The following is a 19,887-nucleotide window of genomic DNA, read 5'->3' as shown; positions in this document are numbered from 1 at the left end:
ATCGATACGGGGTGGGGGGTAGAACTTTGCCACTACCCATACCCCCTAGGGGTACGAAGAGGAGCTGCTGCCATGTCATCCACGTCCAAGCGCTGGTGGGCCCTCGGACTGATCGCCCTCGCCCAGTTCATGGTCATCATGGACACCTCGATCATCGGCGTCGCATTACCGCGCATCCAGGCGGACCTCGGATTCTCGCCGGAGAACCTGTCCTGGGTCTTCAACGCCTACGTCGTCGCGTTCGGCGGCCTGCTCCTGCTCGGCGGCCGACTGTCCGACCTGCTCGGCGCCCGCCGCATGTTCGCCGCCGGCTGGCTCATCCTGCTCATCGGCTCCGCCGTCGCCGGCCTGGCCGACAGCGTCGCCGTCGAACTCACCGCCCGCGCCGTGCAAGGCGCCGGCGCCGCGCTGATCGCCCCGTCAGCGCTCACCCTGCTGATGATGCTCTTCGGCGCCGAACCCAGGGAACTCACCCGGGCCCTCGCCCTCTACGGCGCGGCCGCACCCGCCGGTGGCACCGCCGGCGTATTCCTCGGCGGCGTCATCACCGAATACATCAGCTGGCCCTGGGTCTTCTACATCAACATTCCCATCGCCGCCCTCGCGCTGCTGGCCACCCCGACCCTGATGCCCGCCGGGGGCACCCGCCGTGGCTCTCTGGACGTTCTCGGCGCCCTGACCGTGACGCTCGGCCTGGGCGCCGCCGTCTACGGAATCGTCCGCGCCCCCGAGGTGGGCTGGACCTCCGGGCAGACCTGGCTGGTCCTCGCCGGAGCCGTCGTCGCCCTGGCCGCGTTCGTCGCCATCCAGGCATCCCGCCGCGAGCCGCTGATGCGGCTGTCGATCTTCCGCGCCCCGAACCTCGCCGCCGCCAACATCGCCCAACTGCTGCTCGGCGCGGCCTGGATCCCCATGTGGTTCTTCCTCAACCTCTACCTGCAACAGGTCCTCGGCTACAGCGCCTTCCCCAGCGGTGCCGCGCTGCTGCCGATGACGATCCTCATCATGATCGGCATGATCGTGCTCGCCCCGCGGGCCATCGCCCGGTTCGGCCCGAAGCCCATGGTGGTCACCGGCCTCGCGATCCTCGCGATCGGACTCGGCTGGCTCGCCCTGGTCCGCCCCGACGGCACCTTCACCGTCGACGTCCTGCCGGCCTCACTGGTCGCCGCGCTGGGCATGTCGCTGGCGTTCATCCCGTCGCTCGGTACGGCGATCTCCAGCGCCCGACCCGAGGAAGGCGGACTCGCCTCCGGCATCGTCAACACCAGCTACCAGGTCGGTTCGGCGCTCGGTCTGGCCGCGATGACCGCGGTGGCCTCCGCCGCCGGCGCCGACCGGCTCGGCGACCTGCCCGCCCTCACCGACGGCCACTCCGCCGCCTTCGTCGGCGCCGGGATCATCGCCGCCGCAGGCGCGGTCGCCGCCGGAATCACCCTGCGCGGAGCCAGGCGGCAGCCGGCCGAGGACGCCGAGCCCGTGAGCGTCGGCTGATCCGAGCGCGAACCATCGGCCGCCCACAGGACGCCGGTGGATCAGCCCGAGCCTGGCTGATCCACCGGCGCCGACCTGCTCGCCGCCGCCGTCGACCCTGCCGCCCCGGCCGTCGTGCGCCTGGAAGCTGCCCTGCACACCAGTGCGCACATCCAGGACCACTCGGCGCGCCACCATGGCGGCGCACTGGCACCGTTCCTCTTCCAGAGGCCGTGCAGCGCCTGGTCACCGTCACCCTGGCCGGCCCGGCCGCCCCTCCCGCCGGCGGTCGGCGCGAGGCTGCGGGCCAACCTCTCAACCGATGTTGACTGCGGGCCTCGACTCGTGCACGTGCGGGTGATCGTCGTGTCGGTCCGGGTGATCCGCGTGGTCGGCGTGGAACAGGGCCTCCGCGAGCAGCGCCCGTACGTGGCTGTCGGCTGCGGAGTAGTGCACGAAGGTTCCTTCCCGCCGCCCCTTCACCAAGCCGGCGAGCCGCAGCTTCGCGAGGTGCTGACTCACCGCGGTCGGGCTCGCTCCGACGAGTTCCGCGAGGCAGGCCACCGACGACTCGCCCTGGAGCAGAGCCCAGAGGATCTTGATTCTGGTCGGGTCGGCGAGCAGTCGGAAGCCTTCGGCGGCCAGATGGACCTGTTCCTCGTTGGGCATCTGAAAGTCGGGCAGCGTGGTGTGCACGGAACCCACCATAGCTGTGCTCCAGTACTCGTCTGCACATCTGCCTGCTTACCTTCATGGCTACGCAGGTATTGTGGCTTGTCGTGACCAGCTCGACCCTCTCCCCGGCCCCTGTCACCACCGGCCGCCCCGCCGGCCCCGGTCTCCTCGCCCGCTTCTGGGCGCTGACCGAGGTGCGGTGGGCGACGATCGCCACCGGACTGTTCGCCCTCGGCGGTGTGGCCCAACTGCTCGACGGGCCCCCGGCGCTGTGGTGGGCCCTCTACCTCGCGTGTTACGCGGCCGGGGGATGGGAGCCGGCGCTCGCGGGCCTGCGCGCGCTTCGTGAACGGACCCTGGACGTCGACCTGCTGATGATCGTGGCGGCGATTGGGGCGGCGAGCATCGGGCAGGTGTTCGACGGTGCCCTACTGATCGTCATCTTCGCCACCTCCGGAGCGTTGGAGGCGGTCGCGACTGCCCGGACCGCCGACTCGGTGCGCGCCCTGCTCGACCTGGCACCCGAGCGGGCCACCCGGCTGCTGCCCGATGGCGAGGAGGAGGTCGTCGACACGGCAGACCTGGCCGTCGACGACGTCATCCGGATCCGGCCGGGGGAGCGGATCGGTGCCGATGCCGTCGTGCTGGACGGCGCCAGTGACGTCGACCAGGCGACGATCACCGGGGAGCCTCTGCCGGTGGCCAAGACCGCCGGAGACGAGGTGTTCGCCGGCACCCTGAACGGAACCGGCGCCCTCGTCGCCAAGGTGCACCGGCCGGCCGGCGAGTCGGTGATCGCCCGCATCGTCGCGCTGGTCGAGGAGGCCTCCGCCACCAAGGCGAAGACCCAGCTGTTCATCGAGAAGGTCGAACAGCGCTACTCCGTCGCCGTGGTCATGGCGACCCTTGCCCTGTTCGGCGTCCCGCTCGCCGTCGGCGCCGAACTGCAGCCCACCCTGCTGCGCGCCATGACCTTCATGATCGTCGCCTCTCCCTGCGCGGTGGTGCTGGCGACCATGCCACCCCTGCTGTCCGCCATCGCCGTCGCCGGCCGCAACGGTGTGCTCGTCAAGTCCGCCGTGGTCATGGAACGACTCGCCGACACCAGCCTGGTGGCGTTCGACAAGACGGGAACCCTCACCACTGGAACCCCACGCCTCGCCGGCATTCACACCACCGGTGGCATCGACGCCATCGAACTGCTCCGGCTGGCCGCGGGGGCCGAGAACCCGAGCGAGCATCCCTTGGCGGTGGCCGTCGTCACCGCCGCCCGGGAACATGGACTGCTCGTCCCGCCTGCCGGTGACTTCGACTCCACCCCGGGCCGCGGCGTCTCGGCCGTCGTCGACGGCAAGCGCGTGGCAGTCGGCCGGCCCAACCTGCTCGACGAACGACTCGAACCCGACACCGACACCGACGAGATCCGACGCGCTGTCACCGACGTCCAGGCCGCCGGCCGCACCGCCGTCGTCGTTACCGTCGACGGACGGCCGCAGGGCGTGCTCGTCCTCGCCGACCACATCCGGCCGCAGGCCGCCGCCACCGTCGAATCCCTCACCGCCCTCACCGGCGCCACACCCGTCCTGCTCACCGGCGACAACCCCGGCGCGGCCCGACACCTCGCGGCCGAAGCCGGGATCACCGACACCCACGCCGGCCTTCTGCCCGCCGACAAGGTCGACCGGGTCCGCGACATCCAGACCCAGGGACAACGGGTCCTCCTCGTCGGCGACGGTGTGAACGACGCCCCCGCCCTGGCAACGGCAGACCTGGGCGTGGCGATGGGCCGCCGGGGATCAGACCTCGCCCTCCAAACCGCTGACGCCGTGCTCGTCCGCGACGACCTGAGCATGCTGCCCGCCGTCATCGACCTGTCCCGGCGAGCCCGCCGAGTGGTCAAGGCGAACCTCCTGATCGCCGCGGCGTTCATCGTCGTCCTCGTAACCTGGGACCTCATAGGCAACCTGCCCCTGCCCCTGGGCGTCGCAGGCCACGAAGGCTCCACCGTCATCGTCGGCCTCAACGGCCTCCGGCTCCTACGCCAATCGGCCTGGCGGCGGACGGCGTGAGCCCAGCGGCGGTTCGGACGGTATCCGCGCTTCCCGGCGCCGCCGTCTGCACCAGCCGGACCTTTGGCGGGATCAAACCGGCCGTGACCAGAGCGGACGCCATGGCTGGCGGCCTTCGCCACTGGCGCTCAGCGGGCCTTCCTGGTCGCCCGCTTGCGGGGCGGCGTCAACAGCTCGGCGATCGCCGCGATCGCGGACGGCACCAGGCGGTAGTACGCCCAGACGCCCCGCTTCTCGCGCTCGAGCAGGCCGGCCTCGGTGAGGATCCGTAGGTGGTGACTGACGGTCGGCTGGGAGAGGCCGAGCGGCGCGGTGAGGTCACTGACGGACGCCTCGCCCTCGGGAGCGGACTGGATCAGACTGAGCAGTCGCAGCCGCGCTGGGTCGGCGAATGCCTTCAGCACTCCCGCGAGCCGCTCGGCATCGCCACGTTTGATCGGCTCGCCAGCAAGCGGCGAGACACCAGGGGCAGCTGTTTTCGGGGTTCCCACGTCATGCATCGTTGCACCAACACCATCAATAGGCTGGCCGAATCCAGGACCAGGCCACCGGCGATCCGCGGGAAGGGTCCCGGTACCGGCCGCGTCCGTGGCCGGACGGGGTGTTGGCAGCGCGATCCTCAGGTAGCCGTAGGAACGACGAGGCCGGTGAGGTGACCGGTCACCGGCGTGCCGGGGCAGCCCGGCCGGTGGCCACCGGGTCGCCGGCCCGCAGCAGGGGCCGTAGCCGGGTGCGGTCCAGCCGGTCCAGGGCGACGTCGATCGGGCGGTGGGTGAGCAGGTAGCCGAGCAGGGCCACTGTGGCGCCGACCGCGAAGCCGGCCAGCACGTCGGCCGGATAGTGCGCCCCGATGTAGATCCGGGCGAAGCCCATCACCGCGGCGGCGGCCGCGGCCAGCAGGCCGAGTCGCCAGCTCACCAGGACCAGGCCGGCCGCGACGGCCCCGGCCACCAGGGCGCCGACACGTGGAGTGCCGCAGCCTCAGATCATGCGTCGTAGCGCGGTCTCCACGGCATCGATCAGCGGATCACCTTCGGTCCGCGGGTGCCGTGCGAGACCGAGCTCGACATCCGGCAGGGTGGGCAGGCCGTCCGCGTCGTGGCAGGCCATGGCCGGTTCGAGGTTCGCGGGCATGAGCGCCGCGACGCCGAGCCCGGCCCGTACCGCGGCGAGCACACCGACCAGGCTGTTGCTCTCGAACGCCACCCGCCAGCGCCGGTCGGCGCGGTCCAGCGTTTCCAGTACGGACGTGCGCCAGGAGCACGTGCCCGAGAACAGCACCACGGGCAATGGATCGGCGGCCACGTCCACGCCGTGGCCGATCGCCCAGACCAACGGGCGGCGTACCGTCCAGCGCGGCGGCCCGGGGAGGTCCGGCACCTCGTCGAGCACGAGTTGGACGCGGCCCGCGTCGTAGGCCTCCCGGATCGCGGTGTCGGACAGGCTGAGCACCTCCAGCGTCGCGCCGGGGTGCAGCCGGGCGAGATCCGCGAGGGCCTGCGGAAGCTGGGACGCGGCGAGGTCTTCGAGCAGTCCGATGCCGCAGCGGCCGGTGAGCGCGCGCCCGGTCTCGGTGAGTGCCTGCGCGGAGAGCGAGAGTATGCGTTCGGCGTACGGCAGGAGCTCCGCACCCGCCCGGGTCGGCGAGACGCCGGACGGCGACCGGTAGAGCAGCGGACGACCGACAACGCTCTCGAGCCCGCGCAACTGCTGGCTGAGCGCGGGCTGGGTTTGTCCGAGCGTGGTGGCGGCGCGGCTGATGCTCCCCGCCCGTACGGCGGTCACGAACGTTCGCAGCAACGCGGTCTCCAGATCCCTGGCCATAAGGATTCATTATGCGCGCTCCAACAATTTCAGCGGTTCCTATGGCCCTGCCGAGGATCTAGCGTCATGCGGTGACGAGATACCGAGAAGTGCTCGCCCTGCCAGGAATGGCGGCGCTGCTGGGCGTTTCGCTGCTCGCCCGTGCCGCGATCACCGCTGACGTGATGGCGCTGACGATGCATGTCGTACTCGGCCTGGGCATGAGTTACGCGGCAGCGGGCGGTGTGGCGGCGGCTCTGACCGCCGGGGTGGCGCTGGGCGGGCCGCTGCTCGGCCGCATGATCGACCAGCGGGGCCTGCGTAGCGTGCTGCTGGCCACTGTCGTACTGCAGGTCGTGTTCTGGCTGAGCGTGCCGATGCTGCCGTACGGGGTTCTGCTGGGCGCCGCCTTCGTGGCGGGCCTGCTGATGGTGCCGGCCCAGGCGGTGACCAGGCAGGCGATCGCCGCGATGACGACGGAGGGACACCGCCGGGCCGCGTTCGCGCTGGAATCGGTGCAGGGCGAGTTGTCGTACATCGTGGGCCCGGCGGTGGTGATCCTGGGTGCGGCGAAGACGTCACCCGCTGTGGTGGCGTGGGGGGTCGGCGCCGCCATCGCGGCCGGCGGAGCCGGGATCGCCCTGCTCAACCCGCCCCTGCGTGCCGACGGCGAGGCGGATGCTGGCGCGACCGGGCGGCCCCCACGCCGGGAGTGGCTGGGCGCCGGCATTGTTGCCGTCCTGACGATGGCGTTCGGCGCCACGACGCTGCTCAGTGGCGTGGACCTCGCCATCGTCGCCACGCTTCAAGAAGCAGGTCAGGTGTCCTGGGCCGCGGTGGTCGTAGCCGTCTTCGGCGTCGCCTCCGTCGCCGGCGGGCTGATCTACGGCGCGCTGTCCCGGCCGCTGCCCACGTGGTTGCTGCTCGGCTTGCTCGGGCTCGTGACGATTCCCGCCGGGCTTGCCCACGACTGGCCCTGGTTGTGCGCGGCCGTTGTCGGCGCCGGGCTTCTCACCGCGCCGACCCTTTCCACGGTGGCCGACGCGGTGAGCCGGCTGGCGCCGGCCAGCGTGCGGGGTGAGGCCACAGGTCTGCAATCCTCGGCGCAGAGCGCGGGTTTCGCGCTCGGATCCCCGATCGCCGGGGTGGCGATCGACGCCTCCATGCCAGGGGGTGGCTTCGCGGCGGCCGGGCTGGCCGGCCTCGCCGCCGCGCTGACTGGAGGCCTGCTGTCCCGCCGTTCGCCGCGAAGGCGGTCTCGGCTCAGCGATCCCGGCCGCGCCGGGGCGCCGGGCCGTGAGCCGCGCCGGGCCGACGCCCGGCCCGGGACATGAGGTACGCGCCCGGATCGTGCGCACGGGGGCACGGTCTGGACGAGACGGATTTCCGCCGGCCCTCCGGCGGGTCGTCCGGCGCGGACAGCGCCAGGGCCCGGCACCGCCGACCGGTCAGCCACGTTGCTGGCACGGTACGCAGAAGCGGGCCGAGGGCAGGATCTCCAGCCGGGCCCTCGGGATGTCCTGGCCGCAGCGCTCGCAGACGCCGTAGGTGCCCTCGGACATGCGCCTCAGCGCCTGGGCGGTGTCGGCAATGCCTTGCTGGGCCACCTCGATCAGCCGGCGCAGGGTGTCCGGGTCGTGGCCGCCGTGGTCGCGCTGCCGGGAGAGCAGCGTCAGCTCCGTGAGCTGGTCGGTGTGCTCTCTGAACTGGCGTTCCAGCAGCTCGCGCAGCGTCTCGGTGCGGTCGTCCAGGGTGTGCGTCATGGTCGTTGGTCCTCTCGGGCAGAAGGTCGAGTTCAGTCGCTCGCGGGGTGTCGGGTCGCCGCGACGGCGGCCATACCGGCGCCGGTCAGCGCGGCGGTGCGCGGTGAGGCGGCGCGGTGCACGGTCGCGCCCAGCGTGGCGACCAGCCGGGCGGTCAGGTCGGGTCGGGTAGCCCCGTCCCCGACCACGATCACGCCCCGGGCCAGGGAGGCGCGGACCAGCGGCCGCACCGCCGGCTCCTGTCGCAACTCGCGGACGAGCCTCGTCGTGGTGTCGGCGAGCATGGCGGCGGTCACCGCGTGGTTCAGGTCACGGGTGCCGACCTCGGCGCGCCGGGCGGCGACCACCTGACCGTCCTCCAGCAGGGCCACCTCGGTGAGTTGGGCGCCGATGTCGGCGAGCAGCAGGGTGCCGGCGGCAGCGCCGGCACCGATGGCGCCCGCCCGTACGCTGTCGACGAACAGCAGTCGGGACGGCGCGAGTACGGCGTTGAGCACGCGGCGCGTCGCTTCCTGGTCGGCCGGAGTGGCGAGTACCGGACGGCAGGCGACGACGAGCGCCCCCATCGGCACCGGGGTGCGGTGGTCCCGCAGTAGCCGCCGCAGCTCGGTGGCGCAGGCCGGGCCGTCGACGATCCGCCCGCGCCGCACGACCGGTGTCCGCAGGCCCTGGCCGACCGGGACGCTCAGTACTCCGCCGGGTCCCAGCCAGATCCGGAGCTGGGCGCTGCCGAGGTCCACGGCGATCGGCTCGGGGCGGACGGGCACCACCGGGCGAGTGGTGTGGGACCGGCCGACCAGCATGCCGGTGCGGGCCGGAGGGTGAAGGGAAGTGACGTTGCCGGACATACCGACCTCTTCTACGTAGCGATGCACAGCCGTCCGGTGGACGGGGCGGGATGGTGGGCGGGTGGCCAGGCCGTGGTGGGCGACCGTCAGGCCGCTGCGCGCGACGGCGTCAGCTTGCCGGGCCCAAGGGCGTCGGCAGTCCGCCGGCGGCGGGGGGACGCGGCCGGCCCCGGACCGGGCCACCGCTGGCCGGACCGGGAACCCGGGCCGGTCCAAGCCGCCACAGCGGCGGACAACCGGCGGACACGGGCGGCGTAGCCACCGGCGTGCGGGTCATCATCACCGCCTCCTCGCTGTTCGGGTACCGCGTCGGACCTCCAGCGTCGCCCGGAAGCAGAGGGTTGGCATTGCACGTGACCGACCAATAAAAGCCCGCTTGATTGCCGGCCGCCGGCGAACGCCATCGCTTCGCGTCCGGCTGTCGTCACCGCTCGTGGCGGTCCGCGATCCGGGCCGGCTTCCCGGCGACGTCCCTGTGTCGGGCCTCGGAGCGGTCTTCGGATGACGCTATGGTGGCCGCATGCGTAACCGACAGCACCCCATCGGCGTCGAGCGGCCCCTCGCGCTGTCGATGCGGGCCGTGCTGGCGGTTGTCGTCGCGGCGGTTCGCGCCGGCTGCGCGCTCGGCGTGTGCATCGTGGTCCGGCTGAACCGCGCCATTGCGGGCTGCGTTCCCGCCTGGTCGGCCGATCGGGCGCCGCCGGAGGGCGGGACAGCCGCTCGACCGTCCATCGCGTTGCCGTAGCGCCGACCCGCTCCCGGCCGGCCCTGGGCAGCCGTCCCGCAAGGAGCTCTCGCTGTGAACATCGAACGCACGACGCTGCCCGGCATCGGAGTACGACACACCTTCACGACCGGACAGGGCCGCCGGATCGGCATCGTGGAGTACCAGGTGGGCGACCGCCGAGACGTCGTCCACGACGACCCCGACGATCCCGACAGCATGATCAGCATCACCCTCACCCGTACCGAGGCCAACGCGTTGGCCGCCCTGCTCGGCTTCCCGGAACTGGTCGCCGCCCCGGCCTGACCCGCTACGCCGGCAGCGGCCGACGCGGCCAGTCCAGGGCCCGCGCCCCGAGTACGGCGGCGTGCAGGGTGAACCTGTCCCGCGGATCGGCGGGGTCGTAGCCGCTCAGCGCCCGGACCCGGTCCAGCCGATAGGTGACGGTGCGGACGGACACGTGCAGGCGGCGGGCCGCCTCGGTGGCGACCTCGCCGCAGGCGAAGTACTCGATCAGGGTGTCCAGCAGCGGCTCGGCGCCGCCCCGGGCCTGGCTCAGCGGTGTCAGCACCGCCCGCACGAGGTCCACCATCGCCGCCTGATCCCGCAGCAGGACGCGGTAGATGAGCAGGTCGTGAGCGTCGATCACCGGTGTGTCGGCGTGCAGTCGCCGCGCCGTCGTCAGCGCCTCGCGGGCCTCCTCATAGGAGCGGGCGATACCGTACAGCCCCGGGTGGGGGCGACCCACCGCCACCTGCCACGGCCGGCCCCGCACCAGACGGTCCAACTCGCCGTGCATCATCCGCCCCAGATCCGCCACCGACCCGCCGTCGCCCCCGGCCCGGTCGGGCGTCACCGTATCCGCCGGGGCGATCACCACGAGCAACCCCTCCTTCGTGGCCACCAGCACGTCCCGGTCACCCAACCGGTCGAAGATGACCCGCTCCAGGGCGCTGATCGCCGCCTCGGTGTCCGGCAGCCGATGACCCGGTGCGGCGAGCGCGACCTGGTGCACCCGGGCCAGATCCAGCCCGAACGGCTCGGCCCGCTCCACCAACCCGCCGAGATCGGAGTCCCCACGCAGCAGGTCGTCGACGAGTTCCCGGCGCAGGGTCTCCTCCCGGCGAACCAGTTCCCGCCGGGCCGCCGCATAGCCCTCGGCGAGAGTGGCCACGGCGCTGTCGACCACGTGGAGCACGGCGTCCGCCGCAGCGCGTACCGCCTCACTGTCGGTGGAACGGGCCAGGTGCGGCAGGTGCCGCCAGAGCCGCCGTGCCGCGGACAGGTAGAGGCGGACGGCCCGGCCCGCCGACACGCCCTGCTCGGCGGCGCGTCGGCCGAGCGCCCCCACCGCGTCGAGTTCGCCGCGGCGCGGCCGGCGGCCGGTCACCGCCGCGTCCGTCAACAGCCGTAGATAGTCGCCGAGCAACTCCACCGGCACGCCGCCGGCGTCGGCGCTGGCCTCGCGGGCCACCTCGGTCAGCCACCCGTCATCGCCGCGGGCCCCGGCCGGAGCCGGTCGGCGGGCGCTCTCGGTCATCGCGGTCTCCCCGGGCGGGGCCGGCACCGAACACCGACCCGATTCGTCCAGCCTATGGGCGCAGGCACGACGCCCGACGGGAGCGAGAGCCCGGTCAGCTCGTGCTGCCCTCGGCGACCGTGTTCCGTGCCTCCGTGTCCGTTTCCTGAGAGGCGGCCCAGGAGGCGAGCAGGCGCAGGGCGTCCTCGCAGGGGGAGCCGGGCTCGGCGGTGTAGATGGTGAGGGTGAGGCCGGGTTCGGCGGCCATCTCCAGCCCTTCGTAGGCGAGGGTGAGGTCGCCGACAACGTGGTGGTGGAAGTTCTTGGCGCCGGTGTCGTGGTGCCGGACGTCGTGGGCTCCCCAGCGCCTGCGGAACTCGTCGCTACGGGTGGAGAGTTCGCCCACGAGGTCGTGCAGGTCCTTGTCGTGGGGGTCGCGGCCGGCCTGGGTACGCAGGATCGCGACGCACACGTCGGCGGCCTGCTCCCAGTCGGGGTAGAAGCGGTGCGCCCTGCCGTCGAGGAAGGTGAACCGGGCGATGTTGGCGCCGTGGTGCGGCTGGGCGTACACCTCGGCGTAGAAGGCTCGGGCGAGCTGGTTGGCGGCGAGCAGGTCCAGGCGGCCGTTGCGGACGAACGCGGGGCCGGCGGTGACCGCGTCGAGGTCCATTGCAGGCTGGGGCGTACCGACCACTGCCGGGCGGTGCGGCGGCTGGGGCGCATGAGGGCGCTGGTGCCGTCGGCGGCTCGGGCGAGGTCGAGCAGGTGTGCCCGCTCGGCGTCGTCGAGCTGCAGAGCGCGGGCGATGGCGTTCAGGACGGAGGGGGAGACGCCGGCGAGGGCATCGCGTTCGAGTTTCGAGTAGTACTCGATGCTGACGCCGGCCAGTGTCGCGACCTCGCTGCGGCGCAGCCCGGGACCCCGCCGGTTGGGGCCGGTGGCGGTCACACGGCTGCACCCGGGCCGGGCAGCGGGTCGACGTCGTTCGCGTGCATCGGCTCCCCGCAGTGGGCGCAGCGCAGGTCGACGCCGCTGACCTCGCCGCACGCGTGGTGGCGGTAGAGCACGGGCGGGCCCGCCTCGCCGGCGAGCCACTTGTCTCCCCAGCTGGTCATGACCATGAGCAGGTCGACCAGTTCGGCGCCCTTCTGCGTCAGGACGTACTCGTAGCGCGGTCGCTGGTCGTAGGGACGGCGCTCGAGCACGCCCTGGTCGACGAGGTGGTTCAGCCGCTCGGTCAGGACCTTGCGCGAGATCCCGAGGTCGCCCTGGAGCTGCTCGAACCGGGTGAGCCCGACCCATACGTCCCGCAGGATCAGCGGCGACCAGGGCTCCCCGATGACGTCGAGCGTACGCGCGATCGAGCACGCCATTTTGCTGAAGTCCGTGCGCTGCATGGAACCAGTCTAGCAATCAGGGTTCCCTCAAGGAACTGAGGCTGTTATGGTCAGAGTCTCTTGAAGGAACTCCAGGAGGGATCACGGACTTGAGCAAGGTCTTCAGCGCCCACGCCGTCTCGGTCGACGGCTACATCACGGGCCGCGAGCCCGGCGCCGGGCGTGGGCTCGGCGACGCGACGATGCTCTTCGACTGGTACTTCGACGGCGACACGCCCAGCCAGGTGTTCGACGGGTTCCGGCTGAGCGAACCCAGCGCCCGGGTCTTCGACGCCCTCGCCGGGCGCGTGGGCGCGGTCGTGGCGGGCCGCAACACGTACGAGGACTCCGACCATTTCGGCGGCGGCAGCCCCCATCCGACGGCCCGGCTCTTCGTCCTCAGCCACCGGCCGGCACCGGAGATGACCGAGCGGCAGACCCTCGTCACCACCGGCATCGCGGACGCGATCGCCGCGGCCCGCCAGGCCGCCGGCGACAAGGACGTCGGCCTCATGGGCGGCGGCGTCGTGACCGAGGCGTTGACGGCGGGGCTCGTCGACGAGGTGATCCTCCACCAGGTGCCGGTCCTGCTCGGCGGCGGCCGGCCCTTCTTCCAGGCTCTCCCCGAGCACGTCCGCCTCCGCCTCGTCGACGCCGTCGCGGCACCCGGCGTCACCCACCTCCACTACGCGGTCGAGCGATGACCCCGGTCGCCGACACAGCCACGTCCCCCGCCGAGAACCACCGCCACAAGCCCACCGCGAACCCACGCCAGGAGATGATCACGATGCTCGACCCCGATGTGCGCCGCGTGCTCGACGGCACCTCCATCGCCCACCTCGCCAGCGTCCTGCCCGACGGCGCACCCCACTGCACCCCCGTCTGGATCGGCACGCACGGCGACCACGTCGTGATCTACACCGGACCGGGCACCCGCAAGGCCCGCAACCTGCGCCGCGACCCGCGGGTCGCGCTCTCCCTGACACCGGCCGACGACCCGTTCCAGCCGGTCGTCGTACGCGGCCGCGTCATCGAGTGGCTCGAAGGCGACGTGGCCTGGACGATCGTCGACCAGCTGGCCACCAAGTACACCGGCCAGCCGTACCCGCGAGGCGACGAGCGCGTCGTGGCGGTCATCGAACCCGAGCGGCAGCAGATGGGCGTCGCCTGAACGGCAGCGGCACGGGCCGCGATTCGACTATGCGACGCCGGGTCAGCCGACCTGGTTGTTGTCCTTCAGCGCACCCCACCCGTGCCAGCGGTCGATCTCGATCAGAGCGCTGACCCGCCGGCGATCGCGCCGTGGATAGGCCCTCCCCGTGTATTGCTGGGCGAGCCGGTCGATGTCGGCCAGGTCCTCGTCGTCGCGGAGTTCGACGACGCGCCCGACGATTGTGACGTGGGTGTACCAGGCCTGCTCGTCCAGCACCGTCAGGGTGACCCGGGGGTCGTTGCGGAGATGGTCCAGCCGGCGGCGGTCCTCGTCCATGTTCACCATGATCCGGCCGTCGTCCCACAGGTACCAGGTGGCCGCGGAGACCGGCTGACCGTCGGGCCGGAGGGTGGCGATGACGGCGGGGTTCGCCTTCCGCAGCATGGTGATCGCAGGTTCCGGCAGCGGCGGTCTCGACATTGTTCTCCTCGCGGCAGCGTGACCTTCGCAATGTACGCAACCGCCGGGCCGATCGGGCCGGCTACGGTTTGGCCGCCGCGCGCGCCGCCCCCCGTCGCCAAGGGGCCGCCAGGAGCAGGACGGCCAGGGCGCCTGCGACACCCGAGCCGGAGATGATCACCCACGGCAACGACCGCGCGGCCCGGGCCTGCCCGTGCTGCTCGGCCCTGAGTTGGGCAAGGGGACGGTCGTGCTTCCTGTCGTCCGGGGCCACCAGGCGACCGACCGACGCGTCGGGGGAGAGCGCGAAACCCCAGTTCAGCAGCGCCGCGGCCTCGCCCAGGCTGCCCAGCGGGGCGGTCTCCGCGCCGAGCAGGGTCACGGCGAGCCGCCGGCCGTCGCGCTCGGCCACCCCCACGTACGTCTGCCGTGCCAGATCGGTGAAGCCCGTCTTTCCGCCGAGCGTCCCCGGGTAGTGGTCCAGCAGAGTGTTGTCGTGGGTGATGGAAAAGCCCGGCCGTCCCGGCTCTGCCGGTATCTCCGCCACTCGGGTGGCGATGTACCGCCGGAAGTCCGCGCGGGCGTAGGCGGCGCGGGCGATCAGCGCCAGGTCGTACGCGCTGGTGTACTGTCCCGGACCGTCCAGGCCGGACGGTGTCGCCGCGTGGGTCTGGTTGGCGCCCAGGCGGTGCGCCTCGTCGTTCATCGCCTGCACGCCGCCCTGCCGGCCGGCGGCGCCGCCCCCGACGCGGGCCAGCACGTTGGCGGCGTCGTTTCCCGATTTGAGGAGTAGCCCCAGCCAGAGGCTCTCGATCGAGTAGCGGCCGCCGGGCACCAGCCCCATCACCGAACTGGCAGGGTCGAGATCCTGCAGGTCCGCCGGCGTCACCTCGACCACCTGGGTCGGGTCGAGGTGGGGCATCAGGGCCGCGGCGAGCAGCATCTTCTGCACGCTGGCCGGCGTCCGGTGTTCGTGCGGGCCGCAGCCACCCAGCACCGCGCCACTGTCGAGGTCGGCCACGACCCACGAGGTGGCGGTCACCGCCGGGGCCATCGGCGCACCGGCTGGGACGGACAGTCCCGCCGTCGCCAGCGACTCACCTCCGACGGCCAGGTCGGCGGGACCGACCGGTGGCGGCGACGGTGCGGCGGGCGGGGGCACCGGCGGCTTCACGGCCGGGCAGGGCACGTACGGCGCGGCCGCCCGCGCCGGTGACGTGGACACCACGGCGGGCGCGGCGAGGAAGGCGCTGAGCGCCACCGCGACAATGCGAATGATGGTCACGTCAATGCACGGTAATCGCCAACCAGGCGGGCACGGCCGAGTTGCAGAAACTGGTCCCGCGAGGGCGAGAATTCCGGCCTCGGCCCCGGGGCACTCCTTCGGCCGCCTTGTGCCGTTGCGCGAGGCTCCGGCCGTATGACGATCGGCGCTGGTGACGGTGAATCGGCACAGTCGGGATGTCCTCCGGCCTCCACCGGAACCGCGCGGCGAGGTCAGGAAGGGATGGGCGGGCAGTCGGCCGTTCATTTCGTGGAAATGGTGGCGAACAGATATCGCCAGGTCGTGTCATCAGGCGAACAGTGGAAAGGTTTTCGTTCTGGCTGACACGCGGCGAATGATGACAGACGAGGTGACGTTCTGCTGGATCCGCCGAACAAACAGCGCAGCTCGTGAACATGACCACCGAGCGTGCTCGGGGCGGGTGTCGCGCCGAGGTAGGCCGACGCGGCGCCGAAGGAGCCAGTGATCTTGCCGGCCGTCCATTGTGGGATCATGGAGACTCATGCGCGCGGTCTCCGCGCCAGAGCTTTTGGAGGAATGTGTGAGCGGATCAGCGCGACGGCTGGCCACTGCGATTCTCGCCGCGACCGTTGCCACGGTGACACTCGCTTCGCCCGCGCAGGCAGCGACGAATCCGTTCACGGCGGCACAGGCGTGCAACAACGACTTCGGTGGCTCGTGGGCCTACGCCAGTGACGGCCACCGGTCGATCTACTCGTCGGACGGCACCAAGGTGGGCGACGTCTACCTGATGTACAACAGCGCGAGCGGATACAACTGTGTCGCCACCCTCAAGCGGGTCGCGGTCGGCTCGACGACCGGGGTTTCCGCGGAGATCCGGGTGGAGGGCGGTTCCTGGGTCGACGACTCCGGCAGCTTCAAGTACTACGCCGCGATCCAGCGCTCCGCCGTCGACAAGTGTGTGATGTACCGCGGTGAGGTCCTGTACGGCACCAGCTGGCAGAGCGCCGGCCGGTCCAGCTGGGGCAACTGCGGCTGAGCCTTTGTGGCGGTGAGGTCTCCGGTGGACGGTTCAGCGACCGGAACAGTTGGAACTCGTTCGGCTGCAACATCAACGAGTCACTGATCCGGCAGTCCGCCGACGCCATCGTCGCCAGCGGAATGCGCGATGCCGGCTACCAGTACGTCGTGGTCGACGACTGCTGGTTCAACCCGAACCGCGACGCAGCCGGCAATCTGCAGGGCGACCCCGGTCGATTCCCCAGCGGCATGAAGGCGCTCGGCGACTACCTGCACGGCAAGGGCCTGAAGTTCGGCCTCTACCAGGTGCCGGTGGACCGGACCTGCGCGCAGTACTTCGGTTCGTATCCAGGTGCCACCGGCAGCCAGGGGCACGAGGCGCAGGACGCCCGGCAGTTCGCCGCCTGGGGCGTGGACTTCCTCAAGTACGACTGGTGCTCGCCCAACGGCACCATCGACCAGCAGGTGGCGACCTTCGCCAGGATGCGGGACGCCCTCGCGGTGACCGGCCGGCCCATCGTCTACAGCATCAACCCGAACAGCATCCACGCCAAGACCGGCCCGCAGCGCAACTGGGGCGACGTGGCGAACATGTGGCGGACCACCGAGGACATCACCAACGCCTGGGACACCGGCCAGACCAACGGCTACCCGATGGGCATCCAGAACATCATCAACGTCACCGTGCCCCTGGCCGGGTACGCGCGGCCCGGCGCCTTCAACGACCCGGACATGATGGAGGTCGGCCGGGGCGGCATGACCGACACCGAGATGCGCAGCCACTTCGCGATGTGGGCGGTGCTCGCGGCGCCGCTGATCGCCGGCAACGACGTCCGTTCCATGTCGTCGGCCACCCAGAGCATCCTGACCAACCGGAACCTGATCGCGATCAACCAGGACAGCCTCGGCCTGCAGGCCACCCAGGTCTCCTTCGACGGCACCCGACGCGTGCTGGCCAAGACGCTGGCCAACGGTGACGTCGCGGTCGCGCTGTTCAACCAGGGCAGCGCCACCACGACGATCTCGACCACCGCTGCCGCCGTCGGCAAGACCGGCACGAGCTTCACCCTGCTCGACGCCTGGACCAACGCCACCAGCACCACCGGTGGCGCCATCTCCGCCAGCGTCCCCGCACACGGCACGGTGGTCTACGGGGTCAGCGGCGGGGGCACCACCCCGCCGCCGGCCACCAGCGGCGCACTGGTCGGGGCGGCCTCCGGTCGCTGCCTGGACGTTCCCAGAGCAACACCGCCAACGGCACCCAGCCGGTGATCTGGGACTGCAACGGCGGCGGCAACCAGCGCTGGAGCCGGAACGCCGACGGCACCATCCGGGCCCAGCAGTCCGGCCTCTGCCTCGACGTCAACGGCGCGGCCACCGGCAACGGCACCACCGTCATCCTCTGGACCTGCACCGCCGCGGCGAACCAGCGGTGGACCATCCGGTAGGGGCTTTCCCGGCCCGGCCCGCCGCGGCCGGGCCGGGCCGATTCGGCGTCGGGTCGACGTCCGCTGACCGTTCCCGTCCGTCGGTTGCTCAGGCCGAGGGCGAGGCGCTGCGGAAGGTGCGACGGTAGACGTCCGGGGGTACGCCGACGGTGCGGTTGAAGTGCCGGCGCAGCGTCGTGGCGGTTCCCATGCCGGCCAGGTGGGCGATGGCGTCGATGCTGTCGTCGGTGTTCTCCAGCAGCTCCTGGGCCCGGCGGATCCGCTGCGAAGAGAGCCACTGCAGCGGGGTGGTGCCGGCTACCGACTTGAAGTGGCGGGCCAGGTTGCGCGAGCTCATGTTCGCCTGGCGAGCCAGGTCCTCCACGGTCAGCGGGCGGTCCAGCCGTTCCAGCGCCCAGGGAACCAGGTTGCCGAGGGGATGGTCGTCACGGGCGGGCACCGGGGTGGTGACGAACTGGGCCTGGCCGCCGGCGCGATGCGGGGGCACGACCAGGCGCCGGGCGACGGCGTTGGCGACCGTCGAGCCGTAATCGCGGCGGATCAGGTGCAGGCACAGGTCGATCGCGGCGGCCTTGCCGGCGGAGGCGAGCACGTTGCCGTTGTCGACGTAGAGCACGTCCGGGTCGACCCGCACCCGGGGGTAGCGGGCGGCCAGCGCTTCGGTGTGGGCCCAGTGCGTGGTGGCGCGCAGCCCGTCCAGCACCCCGGCGGCGGCCAGCACGAACGCGCCGGTGCACAGCGAGACCATCCGTGCGCCCGCCTCGTGGGCCGCGCGGACGGCGTCGAGCAGGTCGGGTGGCAGGTCCGCGTCGATGTCCTCCACCGCGGGGATGATCACCGTGTCGGCGCGGGCGAGCCGGTCCAACCCGTCGTCGGGTTCCATCCGGAACCTGCCGACCCGGACCGGGCCCGGGCCGCAGACCACGAGGTCGTACCACGGGTCGGCCAGGCCGGAGGGGTCGCGGACGAAGACCTCGCAGGCCATGGCGAGCTCGAAGTGCAGCATCGCGTCGGTGGCGGCGAGCGCGACAGTGGCCATGTCCGAAATTGTACGGGGCATGGCGTTCCAGACACTGTCCGGGGCCGGCCGCTGCTGGGAGGCTCTTCCCAGTCGATCTTTCGAGGGAGGAACCGCGGATGGATTCGGGTCAGACGGTGGCGGTGTTCGGCGCGTACGGACACACCGGGCGGTTCGTGGTGACGGAATTGCGCGAGTGCGGGTTCGTCCCGCTTCTCGTCGGTCGTGACGCGGGCCGGCTCCAGGCGCTGGCGGCGTCGCATCCGGGGCTCGAACACCGGGTGGCGTCGGTCGACGACCCGGCCTCGCTCGACCGGGCCCTGACGGGTGCGGCCGCGGTCGTCAACTGCGCCGGACCGTTCGCCTCGACCGCGGCCCCCGTGATCGAGGCCGCGCTCCGCACGGGGATCCCGTACGTGGACGTGGCGGCCGAGATCGAGGCCAACCTCGACACGTTCGCGCACTTCACCGACCGCGCCCGGACCGCGGGCCTCGCGGTGGTCCCGGCGATGGCCTTCTTCGGCGGACTCGGCGACCTGCTGGTCACGACGGCGATGGGCGATTGGACGGCCGCCGACGAGGCGCACGTCGCGTACGGACTGAGCAGTTGGCACCCCACTGCCGGGACCCTCGCCTCCGGCACGGTCTCCCGGGAGCGGCGCGCCGGCCGACGGGTCCGCTACACCGGTGGCCGGCTGGAGTATCACGTCGACGAGAGCGCCCTGCCGACCCTGGAATGGGACTTCCCCGCTCCGCTGGGCCGCCGGACCGTCCTCGACGGGTTCACGATGGCCGACGTCGTGACCGTGCCCAGCCACCTGTCCATCCCCGAGGTGCGCACCTACATGACCACCGACGCGGCCCAGGACCTGGCCGGTCCGGACACCCCCGCGCCGGCCCCGGTCGACGAGCTCGGCCGGTCCGCACAGACGTTCACCGTCGACGTCATCGTGCGCTCGGGCGACACGCGACGACGCGTCGTCGCCCACGGCCAGGACATCTACGCCATCAGCGCACCGCTGGCGGTCGAGGCGGTCCGGCGCATCCTCAGCGGTCGGACGAGGACGTGCGGCGTCGCCTCCGCCGGCCAGATCTTCGACGCGCCCGACTTCCTCCGCGCGCTGTCCGCCTACCTCTCGCTCGAACCCTGCCACGAGTCCCGCGCGCCGCAGTTCGCCTGATCGCCCCGCCACCGGCGGGACAACCCCGGTGGTACGGCGTCCCGAGCGCGCGCAACCCGGGTAGTAGGCCCATCGGCAACTCCGGCATGACGACCCGGGACCACTCCGGTAC

The 19,887-nt window shown here is 72.0% G+C and carries 21 protein-coding genes and 2 pseudogenes; 10 read left to right on the top strand and 13 right to left on the bottom strand.

The genetic code is table 11. The features are described 5' to 3' along the window. Nucleotides 1–72 precede the first annotated feature (72 nt). Entirely contained in the window at nucleotides 73–1,494 is a 1,422-nt protein-coding gene (locus B0E53_RS01275) for a DHA2 family efflux MFS transporter permease subunit (protein ID WP_107074233.1), read from the top strand. Nucleotides 1,495–1,788: 294 nt separating this feature from the next. Here B0E53_RS01275 and B0E53_RS01270 read toward each other — a convergent pair whose 3' ends face one another. Further along, nucleotides 1,789–2,181, bottom strand: coding sequence for a metalloregulator ArsR/SmtB family transcription factor (locus tag B0E53_RS01270; RefSeq protein WP_210405850.1), 393 nt, complete (start codon nucleotides 2,179–2,181; stop codon nucleotides 1,789–1,791). 44 nt (nucleotides 2,182–2,225) lie between these two features. Between B0E53_RS01270 and B0E53_RS01265 the strand changes: the two genes are divergently transcribed. Then, nucleotides 2,226–4,217: a heavy metal translocating P-type ATPase gene (locus B0E53_RS01265; RefSeq protein ID WP_107074232.1), complete on the top strand. Its 1,992-nt coding sequence runs from the start codon at nucleotides 2,226–2,228 to the stop codon at nucleotides 4,215–4,217. 128 nt (nucleotides 4,218–4,345) lie between these two features. On the opposite strand, the gene B0E53_RS01260 is transcribed toward B0E53_RS01265, so the two are convergent. The 3 genes from B0E53_RS01260 to B0E53_RS01250 all read right to left on the bottom strand — a co-directional run bounded on the left by B0E53_RS01260 (nucleotide 4,346) and on the right by B0E53_RS01250 (nucleotide 6,041). Next, a complete protein-coding gene (locus B0E53_RS01260; RefSeq protein WP_107074231.1) occupies nucleotides 4,346–4,717 on the bottom strand; it encodes a metalloregulator ArsR/SmtB family transcription factor in 372 nt (123 codons plus the stop codon). Between the two features lie 160 nt (nucleotides 4,718–4,877). After that, a complete protein-coding gene (locus tag B0E53_RS01255) occupies nucleotides 4,878–5,168 on the bottom strand; it encodes a phosphatase PAP2 family protein (protein WP_246835156.1) in 291 nt (96 codons plus the stop codon). Nucleotides 5,169–5,198: 30 nt separating this feature from the next. Further along, nucleotides 5,199–6,041, bottom strand: coding sequence for a LysR family transcriptional regulator (locus tag B0E53_RS01250; RefSeq protein WP_107074229.1), 843 nt, complete (start codon nucleotides 6,039–6,041; stop codon nucleotides 5,199–5,201). Between the two features lie 71 nt (nucleotides 6,042–6,112). Between B0E53_RS01250 and B0E53_RS01245 the strand changes: the two genes are divergently transcribed. Further along, complete coding sequence (locus tag B0E53_RS01245; protein ID WP_107074228.1) at nucleotides 6,113–7,354, top strand: MFS transporter; 1,242 nt, start codon at nucleotides 6,113–6,115, stop codon at nucleotides 7,352–7,354. A 114-nt stretch (nucleotides 7,355–7,468) separates the two neighbouring features. Here the strand turns inward: B0E53_RS01245 and B0E53_RS01240 are convergent, their stop codons facing one another. Both B0E53_RS01240 and B0E53_RS01235 read right to left on the bottom strand, forming a co-directional pair. Beyond that, nucleotides 7,469–7,783 carry a TraR/DksA C4-type zinc finger protein gene (locus B0E53_RS01240; RefSeq protein ID WP_107074227.1) on the bottom strand — a complete coding sequence of 105 codons (315 nt, stop codon included), beginning with the start codon at nucleotides 7,781–7,783 and terminating at the stop codon, nucleotides 7,469–7,471. 32 nt (nucleotides 7,784–7,815) lie between these two features. Next, nucleotides 7,816–8,631: a rod shape-determining protein gene (locus B0E53_RS01235; RefSeq protein ID WP_107074226.1), complete on the bottom strand. Its 816-nt coding sequence runs from the start codon at nucleotides 8,629–8,631 to the stop codon at nucleotides 7,816–7,818. 520 nt (nucleotides 8,632–9,151) lie between these two features. Here B0E53_RS01235 and B0E53_RS01230 point away from each other — a divergent pair. Beyond that, nucleotides 9,152–9,376, top strand: a complete 225-nt coding sequence (locus B0E53_RS01230; RefSeq protein WP_107074225.1) for a hypothetical protein — start codon at nucleotides 9,152–9,154, stop codon at nucleotides 9,374–9,376. Between the two features lie 54 nt (nucleotides 9,377–9,430). Beyond that, nucleotides 9,431–9,661, top strand: a complete 231-nt coding sequence (locus B0E53_RS01225) for a potassium transporter TrkA (RefSeq protein WP_107074224.1) — start codon at nucleotides 9,431–9,433, stop codon at nucleotides 9,659–9,661. Nucleotides 9,662–9,665: 4 nt separating this feature from the next. Here B0E53_RS01225 and B0E53_RS01220 read toward each other — a convergent pair whose 3' ends face one another. The 4 genes and pseudogenes from B0E53_RS01220 to B0E53_RS38910 form a co-directional block, all read right to left on the bottom strand. After that, nucleotides 9,666–10,895, bottom strand: a complete 1,230-nt coding sequence (locus B0E53_RS01220) for a helix-turn-helix domain-containing protein (protein ID WP_107074269.1) — start codon at nucleotides 10,893–10,895, stop codon at nucleotides 9,666–9,668. Nucleotides 10,896–10,989: 94 nt separating this feature from the next. Next, nucleotides 10,990–11,544, bottom strand: a complete 555-nt coding sequence (locus B0E53_RS38920) for a hypothetical protein (protein WP_246835155.1) — start codon at nucleotides 11,542–11,544, stop codon at nucleotides 10,990–10,992. Nucleotides 11,545–11,717: 173 nt separating this feature from the next. Continuing rightward, nucleotides 11,718–11,822 (bottom strand): annotated as a pseudogene (locus B0E53_RS38915) (hypothetical protein); the annotation flags it as partial. Continuing rightward, entirely contained in the window at nucleotides 11,819–12,271 is a 453-nt protein-coding gene (locus tag B0E53_RS38910; RefSeq protein WP_246835154.1) for a helix-turn-helix domain-containing protein, read from the bottom strand. The pseudogene B0E53_RS38915 and the gene B0E53_RS38910, both read right to left, overlap by 4 nt. A gap of 89 nt (nucleotides 12,272–12,360) precedes the next feature. On the opposite strand from B0E53_RS38910, the gene B0E53_RS01210 reads away from it, so the two are divergent. Beyond that, nucleotides 12,361–12,954, top strand: coding sequence for a dihydrofolate reductase family protein (locus B0E53_RS01210; protein WP_107074223.1), 594 nt, complete (start codon nucleotides 12,361–12,363; stop codon nucleotides 12,952–12,954). Beyond that, the gene (locus B0E53_RS01205; protein WP_246835153.1) at nucleotides 12,951–13,421 is read left to right on the top strand and encodes a PPOX class F420-dependent oxidoreductase; all 471 of its coding nucleotides are present in this window, start codon (nucleotides 12,951–12,953) and stop codon (nucleotides 13,419–13,421) included. Before B0E53_RS01210 ends, B0E53_RS01205 begins: the two co-directional genes overlap by 4 nt. Nucleotides 13,422–13,463: 42 nt before the next feature. Here B0E53_RS01205 and B0E53_RS01200 read toward each other — a convergent pair whose 3' ends face one another. Together B0E53_RS01200 and B0E53_RS01195 are read right to left on the bottom strand one after the other, a co-directional pair. Further along, nucleotides 13,464–13,883, bottom strand: a complete 420-nt coding sequence (locus B0E53_RS01200; RefSeq protein ID WP_107074222.1) for a PPOX class F420-dependent oxidoreductase — start codon at nucleotides 13,881–13,883, stop codon at nucleotides 13,464–13,466. 61 nt (nucleotides 13,884–13,944) lie between these two features. Then, nucleotides 13,945–15,147 carry a serine hydrolase gene (locus B0E53_RS01195; RefSeq protein WP_210405849.1) on the bottom strand — a complete coding sequence of 401 codons (1,203 nt, stop codon included), beginning with the start codon at nucleotides 15,145–15,147 and terminating at the stop codon, nucleotides 13,945–13,947. Between the two features lie 598 nt (nucleotides 15,148–15,745). Here B0E53_RS01195 and B0E53_RS01190 point away from each other — a divergent pair. Beyond that, a complete protein-coding gene (locus B0E53_RS01190; protein WP_107074220.1) occupies nucleotides 15,746–16,147 on the top strand; it encodes a hypothetical protein in 402 nt (133 codons plus the stop codon). Next, nucleotides 16,138–17,576 (top strand): annotated as a pseudogene (locus B0E53_RS01185) (RICIN domain-containing protein). Before B0E53_RS01190 ends, B0E53_RS01185 begins: the two are co-directional and overlap by 10 nt. Nucleotides 17,577–17,664: 88 nt before the next feature. Here the strand turns inward: B0E53_RS01185 and B0E53_RS01180 are convergent. Next, nucleotides 17,665–18,615 carry a helix-turn-helix domain-containing protein gene (locus B0E53_RS01180; protein ID WP_107074219.1) on the bottom strand — a complete coding sequence of 317 codons (951 nt, stop codon included), beginning with the start codon at nucleotides 18,613–18,615 and terminating at the stop codon, nucleotides 17,665–17,667. A 98-nt stretch (nucleotides 18,616–18,713) separates the two neighbouring features. Here B0E53_RS01180 and B0E53_RS01175 point away from each other — a divergent pair, with 98 nt between their 5' ends. Further along, nucleotides 18,714–19,775, top strand: coding sequence for a saccharopine dehydrogenase NADP-binding domain-containing protein (locus tag B0E53_RS01175; protein ID WP_107074218.1), 1,062 nt, complete (start codon nucleotides 18,714–18,716; stop codon nucleotides 19,773–19,775). Nucleotides 19,776–19,887: the final 112 nt, after the last annotated feature.

Origin of the sequence: Micromonospora sp. MH33, from assembly GCF_003013775.1 — a bacterium.
Taxonomy (GTDB): domain Bacteria; phylum Actinomycetota; class Actinomycetes; order Mycobacteriales; family Micromonosporaceae; genus Micromonospora; species Micromonospora fulviviridis.
Note: the sequence above shows the minus strand (reverse complement) of the source record. Positions and strands in the feature narration are given on the sequence as shown.